At 58.8% G+C, this 12,025-nt stretch carries 12 protein-coding genes; 3 read left to right on the forward strand and 9 right to left on the reverse strand.

Annotation, left to right across the window (positions count from 1 at the left end; translation table 11 throughout):
- Window positions 1–395 precede the first annotated feature (395 nt).
- From clpS to EO133_RS00275, 6 genes are all read right to left on the reverse strand, one after another.
- Window positions 396–701 (reverse strand): ATP-dependent Clp protease adapter ClpS, encoded by a 306-nt coding sequence (gene clpS, locus EO133_RS00250; protein ID WP_127070593.1) that lies wholly within the window; start codon window positions 699–701, stop codon window positions 396–398.
- A gap of 209 nt (window positions 702–910) precedes the next feature.
- Complete coding sequence (gene typA / locus EO133_RS00255) at window positions 911–2,737, reverse strand: translational GTPase TypA (protein WP_127070594.1); 1,827 nt, start codon at window positions 2,735–2,737, stop codon at window positions 911–913.
- Between the two features lie 126 nt (window positions 2,738–2,863).
- Window positions 2,864–3,247, reverse strand: coding sequence for a VOC family protein (locus EO133_RS00260; RefSeq protein ID WP_127070595.1), 384 nt, complete (start codon window positions 3,245–3,247; stop codon window positions 2,864–2,866).
- A gap of 55 nt (window positions 3,248–3,302) precedes the next feature.
- Complete coding sequence (locus tag EO133_RS00265; RefSeq protein WP_127070596.1) at window positions 3,303–3,917, reverse strand: RNA polymerase sigma factor; 615 nt, start codon at window positions 3,915–3,917, stop codon at window positions 3,303–3,305.
- Window positions 3,911–6,031, reverse strand: a complete 2,121-nt coding sequence (locus EO133_RS00270) for a putative bifunctional diguanylate cyclase/phosphodiesterase (RefSeq protein ID WP_127070597.1) — start codon at window positions 6,029–6,031, stop codon at window positions 3,911–3,913. The genes EO133_RS00265 and EO133_RS00270 overlap by 7 nt, the downstream gene beginning before the upstream one ends.
- Window positions 6,032–6,160: 129 nt before the next feature.
- On the reverse strand, window positions 6,161–7,384 hold the full coding sequence (locus tag EO133_RS00275) for an argininosuccinate synthase (protein ID WP_127070598.1): 1,224 nt from the start codon (window positions 7,382–7,384) through the stop codon (window positions 6,161–6,163).
- Between the two features lie 197 nt (window positions 7,385–7,581).
- Here EO133_RS00275 and EO133_RS00280 point away from each other — a divergent pair, with 197 nt between their 5' ends.
- From EO133_RS00280 to EO133_RS00290, 3 genes are all read left to right on the forward strand, one after another.
- Window positions 7,582–8,229, forward strand: coding sequence for a LysE family translocator (locus EO133_RS00280; RefSeq protein ID WP_244640563.1), 648 nt, complete (start codon window positions 7,582–7,584; stop codon window positions 8,227–8,229).
- Window positions 8,230–8,236: 7 nt separating this feature from the next.
- Window positions 8,237–9,088, forward strand: a complete 852-nt coding sequence (locus tag EO133_RS00285; RefSeq protein ID WP_127070599.1) for a 23S rRNA (adenine(2030)-N(6))-methyltransferase RlmJ — start codon at window positions 8,237–8,239, stop codon at window positions 9,086–9,088.
- 190 nt (window positions 9,089–9,278) lie between these two features.
- Entirely contained in the window at window positions 9,279–9,470 is a 192-nt protein-coding gene (locus EO133_RS00290; protein WP_127070600.1) for a YqaE/Pmp3 family membrane protein, read from the forward strand.
- Window positions 9,471–9,615: 145 nt separating this feature from the next.
- Here EO133_RS00290 and EO133_RS00295 read toward each other — a convergent pair whose 3' ends face one another.
- From EO133_RS00295 to EO133_RS00305, 3 genes are read right to left on the reverse strand one after another with little or no spacing between them, the layout of a single operon-like run.
- Window positions 9,616–10,302 (reverse strand): aspartate/glutamate racemase family protein, encoded by a 687-nt coding sequence (locus EO133_RS00295; RefSeq protein ID WP_127070601.1) that lies wholly within the window; start codon window positions 10,300–10,302, stop codon window positions 9,616–9,618.
- On the reverse strand, window positions 10,299–10,838 hold the full coding sequence (locus tag EO133_RS00300) for an RNA pyrophosphohydrolase (RefSeq protein ID WP_244640562.1): 540 nt from the start codon (window positions 10,836–10,838) through the stop codon (window positions 10,299–10,301). Before EO133_RS00300 ends, EO133_RS00295 begins: the two co-directional genes overlap by 4 nt.
- The gene (locus tag EO133_RS00305) at window positions 10,835–12,001 is read right to left on the reverse strand and encodes a divergent polysaccharide deacetylase family protein (RefSeq protein WP_127070603.1); all 1,167 of its coding nucleotides are present in this window, start codon (window positions 11,999–12,001) and stop codon (window positions 10,835–10,837) included. Before EO133_RS00305 ends, EO133_RS00300 begins: the two co-directional genes overlap by 4 nt.
- Window positions 12,002–12,025: the final 24 nt, after the last annotated feature.

Below are 12,025 nucleotides of genomic sequence, written 5' to 3' on the forward strand. Positions count from 1 at the left end.
TGGCATGACTGGAGAGGGCGGGGATAAGTTTTTTGGCAATGCTTCTCTGTTTCGCCCCCGGGCTTGACCCGCGGGTCGGTGCCCCAAGCAAGCGCTGCAAAGAGAGATCCCCGGGTCAAGCCCGGGGACGATAGCGGAGGGGATGGGGCAGAACGTGAGGCGCGGGCTTCTCGGCTTTGCCTCGTCGGTACGGGCAATTCCAAAATCATCACGCGCTCAAGTATCCATAACCAAACTATCCGATCTCGCCCGCGGGCTTGACCCGCGGGTCTGTGCCCCAAGCAAGCGCTGCAAAGACAGACCCCCGGCTCAAGGTCGGGGACGATAGTGGAGGGGATGGGGCAGGATGAGAGGCGGGGGGCGGCGTTGGTGCAGAAGCCGAAACGCTGCGCCGGTCATTCTTCGGGTTCGGTGGTGAAAAGCAGCGGAAATCCGTTCTGCTGGGCCAGATCAACCGCTTCGGTCGCCTTGGTTTCGGCAATCTCGCGCGTATAGACGGCGATTACGCACACGCCTTTTTGATGGGCTACCATCATTTTTGCATAGGCGGTGTCGGCTGTGAGCCGGAACACGGCCTTGAGCACCTGCACCACGAATTCGCGCGGGGTGAAGTCATCATTGACCAAAAGCACCTTATGCAGCTTGGGCTGTTTGGTCTTGATCTTGGGTTTTGTACGGGTCCTGGTATCGGTCTCGCTCATCGTCCTTGCGTTCCCGAAAGAGCTTGCACCTAGAGCAAATCTGCTTTTCATGGAATCGCAGACTCTCTCTAACTCCTTGAAATGTCGCGAGTTCGAACCGGAAAACCGTTTCCACCTTTCCTGAACACGCTCTAAAGCGCGATAAAAAAGCGCGCTGGCGGCGTTTATACCATACCAGCGCGCGATTGTTCCAGTGACCGTTTGGTCGGTTAGCTTGCCTGAGCCTCTGCGGCTGCGGCGCGGGCGGCCCGCTTGCGCTCATGAGGATCGAGATGGATTTTACGCAGGCGCACCGAGGTCGGCGTCACTTCCACATATTCATCGTCGGCAATATAGCTCAGCGCCTGTTCGAGACTGAGCTTTTTGGGAGGAGTCAGTCGGATCGCCTCGTCCTTGGACGTGGTGCGAATATTGGTGAGCTGTTTGCCCTTGAGCGGGTTCACTTCGAGATCGTTTTCCCGGTTGTGCTCGCCAATGATCATGCCTTCATAAACATCGACACCGGGATCGATCAGCATGGGCCCGCGATCTTCAAGATTGAACAATGCATAGGCAACGGCCTGACCTGTCCCGTTGGAGATCAGAACGCCGGTGCGGCGCATGGGCAGTGGGCCCTTGAAGGGCGCATATTCGTGAAAGACGCGGTTAAAGATCGCCGTGCCGCGGGTATCGGACAAAAGTTCGCCCTGATACCCGATCAGCCCGCGTGTGGGCACATGCAGGCGCACACGGGTGCGACCGGCGCCAGAGGGGCGCATTTCGACCAGATCGCCGCGGCGCTCGGTCAGCTTTTGCACAACCACTGAAGAAAATTCGTCATCGACGTCGATGATTACTTCCTCGATCGGTTCGAGCTTTTGCCCGTTTTCCTCGCGGAACAGCACTTTGGGACGGCCAAGACACAGCTCGAACCCTTCGCGCCGCATGGTTTCGATCAGAACGCCGAGCTGGAGTTCGCCGCGACCGGCAACGTCAAAGCTGTCATTGTCATCGCCGGGGGTGACGCGAATGGCCACATTGCCTTCCGCTTCGCGCATCAGGCGCTCACGAATCACACGCGATTGCACCTTGTCGCCTTCGCGACCGGCCAGCGGGCCATCATTGATGCGGAAGGTGACCGAGAGGGTCGGCGGGTCGATCGGCTTGGCCTCAAGCGGTTCGGTGACCTGGGGCACCGCAAGCGTATTGGCAACGGTTGCGGTTTCGAGCCCTGCAATGGCGACGATATCGCCGGCCTTGCCTTCGTCGATGGGCTCGCGTTCGATGCCGCGGAACCCGAGAACTTTCGAGATACGGCCCTTTTCGACAATCTTGCCGTCACGGTCGAGCGCGTGAATGGCATCGCCGGGCTTGACGGTCCCTGAGTGAATGCGGCCGGTCAGAATGCGGCCGAGAAAGGGGTTGCGCTCGATGGTCGTAACCAGCATCTGGAACGGCCCGTCCTCGACTTTGGGTTCGGCGAAATGCTCAACCACCTTATCGAGCAAGGCGCCGATATCGTCCCTGGGGCCGGAGGGGTCATCGGCCATCCAGCCCTGCTTGGCCGAACCGTAAAGTACGGGGAAATCGAGCTGCTCGGGGGTGGCATCGAGGGAAACGAAAAGATCGAAAATTTCGTCGAGCACTTCGTTATGGCGCTCTTCGGGCTTGTCGATCTTGTTGATCGCAACGATGGGGCGCAGGCCGATCTGCAGGGCCTTTGACAGAACGAATTTGGTCTGCGGCATCGGGCCTTCGGCAGCATCGACGAGAATGACCGCGCCATCGACCATCGAGAGGATACGTTCAACCTCGCCGCCGAAATCGGCGTGGCCCGGTGTGTCGACGATGTTGATGCGGGTGTCTTTCCAGTTGAGCGAGGTCACCTTGGCCAGAATGGTGATGCCGCGCTCTTTTTCCAGATCATTGGAATCCATAACGCGTTCATCGACGCGCTGGTTGTCGCGAAAGGTCCCCGATTGACGCAAAAGCACGTCGATAAGAGTGGTTTTGCCATGATCGACGTGTGCAATGATCGCAATGTTGCGCAAGCTCATAAGGGTCAGCCAGTTTTTGGGAGGTTTGAAAATCTTTGGCTGCCCATACCCCAGCGGGGGCTGCGAAACAAGGAAAAACGGCGCGAACCCGCTATGCGTGCCGCGCCGATGGTTTTGCGAATGGGCTTATTTGAGGCTTCTCGGCTTATCTTCGGGCTGCCACAGCCCGAGCCCGAAGCCGTCGGGATCTTCAAAATCGGCGCTCCAGCCGCCCGGTGCTTCTTCGACCGGGGTTACAATCGTGACCCCTTTTTCGGCCAGTTGGGCAACGACATCGTCAATGCCGCCATCGGCAAGCTCGAAAATCAGGGCTGGCGTATTGCCGCGTTTGCCTTCCATCTGGAAGAAGACGAGTTCAAGGCCCCGATCGAGCGTGCCGGAGAGCCAGAAGGGATCAGCCCCTTCCTGACGTGTGAGGTCGATGCCAAGCACATCTTTGTAAAACGTCTCGGTGCGTTCGATATTGGCGACGTAAAAGACAATCGAGGCACGGTGCGGTTTGGGGAGCATGGTCGGGGGTTTCCTTGGTATGGGATTGAAAACTTACGCCTGCTTGTTGCCGCGACTAGTCTTTTTGTGAGCGCGCTATGATAAAAAGATGTCCATCAGGATCGTGGCTGGCAAAAACGCCGCCATGGCGCGCCAGAAACGGTGTGAGTGCCTGCCGGATGGCGCCATAGGCGAGATCGAGATTGAGGCTGTTTGCGCCTTGCGGCAGCGTTATGCCGTTGCGGGTCAGCGCCTTTTTAAGGCTGCGAATACGCTGGCGCAGAGCGTCGTCTGAAATGCCCAAAAGATAGGTGATGTCCTTGCGTGTATGGCCCGAAAGCGCAAGGGCCGCAATCACGCGCAAAGCCGGGGGCAGGGATTCCAGAAATGCGGCGATTTCCGTGCCGGAGATAGCTGGTTGCGCATCGTCTTCTGGCGCGGTTTCGGCTTCCCAGCTTGTTTCCCGCCGCCGTCGCCGGATTGCCGAACGCGCGTCAAAGGCCGCGCGTCGCCTTATGGCACCAGCCATCCAGCGCCGGTCGGCCAGAGAGGAAAAATTGGAACGTCCCGCCGAAAGGGCGGCGATCAGAACGTCCTGAACGATGTCTTCAGCTTCCTCCGGTAGTCTGGCATAGCGTCGCGCTGTTTGCAGCAGATGCGCATAAGGGAGCTTTTCCGGCATGCTTAGCATGCGGTCTTTTCCGCTTTTATGGTTTCTGAGGCAACCATTTGTGCAAACGCTTCGGCTGAAACGGGGGGTGAGAAATAATAGCCCTGAACCTGCGCGCACCCTTCTGCGCGGATGACTTCGAGCTGTTCGATGGTTTCCACGCCTTCGGCAACGGTCGTCATTCCAAGGCTGGTGCCAAGTCCGATCATCGCTTTTACAATTGCGCGGCTATCAGATTTTGTGGCGATATCGCTCATAAAGGCGCGATCAATCTTGATCTTGTCGAAAGGGAAGGCCCGGAGGTAAGAGAGCGCAGAATAGCCGGTGCCGAAATCGTCCATGGCAATCCTTATGCCCAGATCCCGCAACTTATGCAGCGTATCGAGATTGGCGGCGCTGTCCTCGAGCAGAAGCGATTCCGTGATTTCAAGCTCAAGGCGCCAAGACTCCAGCCCCGAACATTTCAGAGCTTCGGCCACTTGCGCCACAAGATCGCCGCGGGCGAACTGAACCGAGGAAAGATTGACCGCGACGGCAATTTCGGCGGGCCAGTTGGCAGCGGCTTTGGCCGCCTTTTCGAGTACCCGAACGCCGATTGGCCGGATCAGCCCCGACTCTTCGGCAATGGGTATGAACTCGACGGGGGAGATCGGGCCAAATTCGGGGTGGGTCCAGCGCAGCAGTGCTTCTGCAGCGACGATTTTATTGCAATCAAGTCCAACAAGGGGCTGAAAGACCAGTTCAAGCGCATCGGTTTCGAGCGCCGCCCGCAGGCCGGTTTCTATGGCGCGTCGGCGCTGCAAGGCGGCGTCCATACCGGCCTCAAAAAAGTGATAGGTTGAACGGCCTTCCGATTTGGCACGCGCAAGCGCAAGGTCGGCATTGTTCATCATCGTATCGGCACTGTGGCCATCGGCGGGTCCCACTGCAATGCCGACGCTCGCTGTTACCTGCTGGCGCAGGATGCCATCGATAATGGGCTCGGCCACCGAAGCAACGATGGCGCTTGCGGTATCGGCCGCCTGGCGCGGATCTTTAAGCCCGGTCAAAATTATACCGAACTCGTCACCGCCCAACCGGGCAACGCGTCCCTTGCTGCCTGCCAGATCGACAAGCCGCTGGGCAATGGTGCGCAGCACATGATCGCCCATGGCGTGACCGTTGCTGTCGTTGATGGCCCGGAAATTGTCGAGATTGATCGCCAGCAGCGCAAAGTGCCGACCCGCTTCAGTATTCTGGCATGTCGCTTCGAGATGCTCGCGGAAAAGCGCGCGATTGGGCAGGTCGGTCAAGGCATCGTGGGTTGCGATATGGCGCATGCGCGCTTCGGCGGCCAGTTGCTCGGTAATGTCCTCGTGCGTGGTCACGACGCCGCCGCCATCGAGCGGCTGGTGGCGCAGGGACAGATATGTGCCGTCGGTCATCTTGACGACTTCTCGCACATATTTCCCGCCGGTCAGGATCGCCATGCGTTCGCGGAAATATTGCTCGCGATCGACCGGAGCGTGCCGGTTGGAGGCGAGTCGATGATCGAGAATGGCGGCAAATTCTGTTTCGGGCCGTGTTAATTCTTCCGGCAAGCCATACATTTGCGCATAGACGCGGTTGCAGGCGACAAGCCGACACTTGGCGTCAAACATGGACAGGCCCTGGCTCATATTGTTGATGGCTGCGTCGAGCAGGGCATATTGGCGCTCAAGTTCATGCTTGCGCTCGGCCATCATATCCGAGCGCGCAAGCTCGTCGGTGACGTCCTCATGGGTGACGACCCAGCCCAGACCTGGCGCGTAGATATGGGCGGTTTCGAGCGTTCTCTGGGCCGCTGTCAATTCGAGATTGACCATGCGGGCGCCTGAGCGGTTGCTCAGCAACTCAGCGGTATAGGCTTCATAAAAGTCCTCGACGCTGGTGTCGGGGTGATTGCCCAGTTTGCAGCTTAGCGCGACAAGCTCGTAAAGCGACATGCCTCTGCGGATCGCAGTGCCGGGAAAGCCATAAATATCAAGGTAATGCTGGTTCCACAGGACGAGGGAGAAATCCGGGCTCCAGACACAAAAGCCGAAGGGAATTGCCTGAAGTGCTGCGTCGAGCAGCAAGGCTTCGCCGGTGCGGGGTGAACCCAATTCTTCCTGCATTGCGCGTGAGGTCCAACTCGAAAAATACCGCGGCAGTCTAGAATGGTGTCGCTTAACGCGAACTTAAGGTCAGCTTTTGCAAAAAAGGGCCCGAAACGGGCCCTTTTTGATATGTTTTCGTCAGAGGTCTCAGTGGCCGGTGCGCAGCTTGCGCGCACCATAGGTTTTGAGCCGCAATCCATTGAGCTTGATGAAGCCTTCGGCGTCGTGATGGTCGTAAGTGCCGGTGCCTTCCTCGAAGGTCACAAGGTCTTCCGAATAGAGCGAAAAGGGCGAGGACCGGCCGATGACATGAGCCGAACCCTTGTAAAGCTTCAGTGTTACCTCGCCAGTAACGTATTCCTGGCTCTTGTCGATCAGCGCCTGAAGCATTTCGCGCTCGGGGGCAAACCAGAAACCGTTATAGATCAATTCGGCATAGCGCGGCATGATCTCGTCTTTCAAATGCGCCGCGCCGCGGTCGAGCGTGATCGATTCAATGCCGCGATGGGCCGCAAGCAGAATGGTGCCGCCCGGCGTTTCGTAAATGCCGCGGCTCTTCATGCCGACAAAGCGGTTCTCGACCAGATCGAGCCGCCCGATGCCGTGCTTGCCGCCAAGTTCGTTGAGCTTGGTGAGCAGGTTGGCGGGCGAAAGCTTTTCGCCATTGACCGAAACCGCATCACCCTTCTCAAACCCGATGGTGATGGTTTGCGGCTCATTGGGTGCATCGATGGGGTCGACAGTGCGCTGATAAACGTAGTCGGGGGCTTCAATGGCGGGGTCTTCGAGCACCTTGCCTTCCGAGGAAGTGTGCAACAGGTTGGCATCGACCGAAAAGGGGGCTTCACCGCGCTTGTCTTTTGGGACCGGGATCTGGTTGGCTTCGGCATATTCGAGCAGTTTGGTGCGGCTCTGGAGATCCCATTCGCGCCAGGGTGCAATGACCCGGATCGAGGGATCGAGCGCATAGGCGCATAGCTCGAAGCGCACCTGGTCGTTACCCTTGCCGGTGGCGCCATGGGCAATGGCATCGGCGCCGGTTTCACGCGCGATCTCGACAAGCCGCTTGGCGATTAGCGGGCGGGCAATCGAGGTGCCCAGCAGGTAAACCCCTTCATAGACCGCGTTGGCGCGGAACATGGGGAAGACGAAATCGGAAACAAATTCCTCGCGCAGATCGTCGATATAGATTTCCTTGATGCCCATCATTTCGGCGCGCTGGCGCGCCGGTTCGAGTTCCTCGCCCTGGCCGAGATCGGCGGTGAAGGTCACGACCTCGCAATTATATTCATTGCGGAGCCATTTGAGGATGATCGAGGTATCCAGCCCGCCTGAGTAGGCGAGAACGACTTTTTTGATGTCTTTGCTCATGGATGGGCTTTGTGCTTGGAATTGAAAACTTGGGTTTGAAAATTGAAAACAGGTGGCGCACCCTAATCAGATCGGCCCACTTTAGGCAATGGCGCGCGCAAATCGGGCGTTGTTTGCGCGAATTTTGGGTGGACGCGGGGAAAATTGCAGCGCAGTGTTCGCGCAAATAAGCTCATTCCTTCAAGCGATAGCCCACAATGATCGAATTCGTTCCCGACCTTCCCGTCCTGCTCGGTTTTGCGCTTGCCGCCATCGTGCTTGCGATCACGCCCGGCCCTGATATGGCGCTTTTTATTTCCCGCACCATCAATTTCGGCACGCATCATGGCTTTGCGACGGTTCTGGGCGCGGTGACGGGCATTGGGGTGCATACGCTTTTGGCCGCATTCGGCATTTCCATCCTGATTTTAACGGCACCTGCCGCTTTCATGGCGCTCAAGATTGCCGGGGCGGTCTATCTGATCTGGCTGGCGATTTCCGCCATCCGGTCGGGCGCCGGGCTTGTCATCACCAAGGGCAATGGCCGGGTGCCCAGCCTTAAGGCCAGCTATTTTACCGGACTGGGGATCAATCTCACCAATCCCAAAGTGGCGTTGTTTTTCGTGACCTTCCTGCCCCAGTTCGTTTCCCCCTCCGATCCGGCGGCGGCGGGCAAGCTGGTGTTCCTGGGGCTCGAATTTATCGTTTTGTCCGTGCCTATCGTTATCGGGATCGTGCTTGGCGCCCATTGGCTTTCGGGTACGCTGGCGCGCAGCGAAAAGATACAAAAGGCGCTGAACTGGAGTTTTGCGGCGGTCTTTGCCGGATTTGCCGCGACCATCTTGATGGCCGAAGCCCGGAAATAGCAGCCAGATGAATTATCGACACGCTTTTCACGCGGGCAATTTTGCCGATGTGGTCAAGCATATCACCCTCACCCGTATCCTGGCCCATCTGTTGCGCAAGGAGGCCGCGTTCCGGGTGGTCGATACCCATGCCGGTGTCGGGCTTTACGATCTTTGGGGCGATGAGGCCGAGCGCACAGGCGAATGGCGTGAGGGGATCGCGCGCTTGTTCAATACGCCGCCGCCAGAAGCGGTAGCCGAACTTTTCGTGCCCTATCTCGATGCGGTCAGGGCCCAGAACCCGGATGGCCAGTTGCGCTATTACCCCGGCTCGCCCTTTGTGACCCGCCACATGCTGCGCAAGCAAGACCGGCTGATGGCGCTCGAGCTGCACCCCAGCGATGCGCAGGCGCTCAAGGAAAATTTCGCCGGCGATATCCAGACGCGCGTAACCGAACTTGACGGCTGGGCTGCCCTGGGCACGCATTTGCCGCCCAAGGAGCGGCGCGGGCTTGTGCTTGTCGATCCGCCTTTCGAGCAGAAGGGCGAATTTCAGCGCATGGTCCAGAGCCTTGAAAAGGTGCATAAGCGTTGGCCGACCGGGATTTATGCCTATTGGTATCCGATCAAGGATCCAAGGGATGTTTCCGCCTATGGTGCAGCGCTCAAGGCCACAGGTATCAAGAAGATTCTGCGGCTGGAATTGACCATTCGTGCGGCCTCGACCCCGCCGCGCCTGCATGGTTCCGGCATGATCATTATCAATCCCCCCTTTATGCTCGAAGCGGAGATGCAGGCGATTCTGCCGTTTCTGGCCAAACGGCTTTCGGACGAGAATCGGGGCCGGTTTTCGATCCAATGGATCGCCGGGGAAACCTGAAATTTTCGGGACAGGTGGAACGGCTTGTGAGTCTGGCCGCTTATTCCCCCAGAGCCGTTCAGGATTTGATTGAATCAAATCCCGTGGCTCTAAGTCCTTGTTTTGTTGCGTGTCCGAACCGCAAAACCGTTTCCACTTTTGCCGGACACGCTCTATTCTGGACAAAAATGAATAATGGATAGGGTTTAAAATGACATTTGGCGATTTTATCAGGATTTTGTTTTCGATCCTCATTCCCCCGCTCGGGGTCTTCCTGCGCGTGGGGTTCGGGCTGCATTTCTGGCTCAACATCCTTTTGACGCTGCTGGGCTATGTTCCCGGCCTTGTGCATGCGATCTGGATCATCGCCAGTCGCCGCACCCAGGACGGTCTGCCGCGGTAGGGCTGGCGCTTGTTGCTGTCTGGCTGCCGGGAATAAATCCCGGAGTGACAATTGGGGGTGAGGGAGGCGTCGGTGTAAGAGTGTGGACGCAAAACCGGACACGTTCGGGCGTTCGGGTAAGAGCCAATATCGCTACCCATCGTGTCTATCCCATGATGAAACGGGCGGCGGCCTCGGCGTGCAATTGGGTCGTATCATAGACCGGCAGGGGGCTGTCATCATCGGAAATCAGCATGCCGATTTCGGTGCAGCCGAGAATGACCGCCTGCGCGCCATTGGCGGCAAGGCGCTCGATGGCGGTGATATAAGTCTGCCGCGATTGCTCGGTGACAATGCCCCGGCATAACTCGTTATAGATTATGGCGTTGAGATCGGTGATCCCGACATCGGGCACGATGGGGTCAAGGCCATGCCGGCGCAGCCGCGCGGTATAAAAATCCTTTTCCATCGTAAAGCTGGTGCCCAATAGCCCGACCCTTTGCGCACCGTCGTCCTTGAGCGCCTTGGCTGTCGGGTCGGCGATATGAAGAAAGGGAATATCGATGGCCGTTTCGATGGCGGGGGCGACGATGTGCATCGTGTTGGTGGCCAGAACGATGGCCTCCGCACCTGCCGCTTCGAGCGTCTTTGCGCTTTGCGCGAGAAGGGCGCCTGCCTTGTCCCAGTCATTGTCGCGCTGCATCTGGGCGATGGGGGCAAAATCGAGCGAATGGAGCAGGATGGGCGCCGAATGCAGCCCGCCCATTGTGCGTGCGACCGCGCGATTGATGGCGCTGTAGTAATGGGCGGTGGACTCATGGCTCATGCCACCGATCAGACCGAGCGTTTTCATGAGGCTTGTATGGCTTCAGCCGCCAAACGCTTCGGGATGTCCTTGAAGGCGGCGACGATCTTGAGATAGGCGGGGCGCTTGAAAGGCACGATGATGTCGGGCAGGGCTTCAAGATCCTCCCAGCGCCAATCGTCAAATTCAGGATCGCAATTGGGCTGGGTTTCGGTTGAAAGGTCGATTTCCCTGTCATCACCCTCGAAAAGGAATGCGAACCATTTTTGCCGCTGGCCGCGATATTTGCCCTTGAGCGCGATTCCAAGCACCTCATCGGGCAGATCGTAATAGATCCAGTCCGGTGCCTCATCGAGAAGCGAGACCGAGCGGATCGCGGTTTCTTCATAAAGTTCGCGATAGGCGGCAGCGGCCGGGTCTTCGCCCTTGTCTATTCCCCCCTGGGGCATTTGCCAGGGGCGTTCGACCTCCGAGGTGTCGGGGCCGGGGGTAAAGATGCGCCGGGCGATAAAGACCCTGCCGGCAGGATTGAACAGAGCGATGCCGACGCAATCGCGATAGGGCAGGTTTTCGCGGGAAATCACTGGTTGTCTCCAACTCTCGATAAAGCGCTGATGGGGACCAGCACCACGCCGGCTTGATCCAGGTCTTCGGCCCATTGACTCAACGTGCGGATCGAGACCGGCAGAGCGGTAATCGAACCGATGGCATAGCCGCGCTCGCGCGCCTGGGCCTCGAGTGCAGCAAGCTCGGAAGCGATCGCTTGGCTGGACGGGTTGGCGTCCAGTTCGCGGTCGATGCGGGCAAAGGGCACCTGGTTCTGGCGCGCCAGTTGGGCGGCAAGCGAGCGGTTGGAGCTGCCATCGTCGAGATAGGCAAGGCCCCTCATGCTCAGTTCCTCCATTACCGGGCCGAAATCGGCGGCCGAGGCGGTAAAGCGTGCGCCCATGTGGTTGATAAGCCCGGTATAGCCCCCCATGCGGCCAAGCACCCAATAGAGCTTTTCGAGATTTTCCCGTGGCGGGTTGTCGGCGAGAAGCGTATGGGGCCCCGGATCATTCTGGGGGTAGTCGAAGGGTTCGAGCGGAACCTCGAGCATAAGTTCATGGCCGGCTTCGCGGGCCTGGGCAGTCAATTGCTCAAGACCCGTGCCATAGGGCGCAAAGGCGAGCGTTACCGCGCCGGGCAGCGCGCGAATGGCCTCACGGGTCGTGGCTTCGTTGATGCCAAGGCCGGTCATGACGATGCCGATCAGGGGGCGGCCACCGGCTGCTTCGAGAGAGATCGAGGGACGTGCATAGGCCTCGAACGGGCGCACGCCATCGCCCCCGACGCGCGGCAAGGGGCCCATCTGGGTCGTTTCGACAAGTTCGGGCAGGGAACCGAATTCAGTCAGACGGTCGCCGGTTGCAACAACGCCATCGTCGCCAAGGGTGATGAAGGAGGGGCCGGTGCCGATGGCCGGCTGGCTAGAGGCGGGCGGGGCCTCGCCAGCGGGAAATTCCTCGCCCATCTCTATGGCAATCGGATTGTTGGCTTGCGCTGTGCTCAGGGGCACCTCGGCTGCGGGCCTGCCGCCCATTGGATCGTCCGTAAAGGCGATCCAGAGGCCGATCCCGATGCCAATGCCGACGACGAGCGCGGCGCTGGTGCGCGCCCAGGGCCAGTGCCGCCATGAGGCAAAAGCGCCGGACGTCTTTGTCCGGCGCCGCTTGCCGCCCAAAGGCGCGTTCAGTTCCTCACTCATACCTTGCTCCAAATCCAATTGAGC

Source organism: Pelagibacterium lentulum, from assembly GCF_003992625.1.
In the GTDB taxonomy this organism is placed as follows: Bacteria; Pseudomonadota; Alphaproteobacteria; order Rhizobiales; family Devosiaceae; genus Pelagibacterium; species Pelagibacterium lentulum.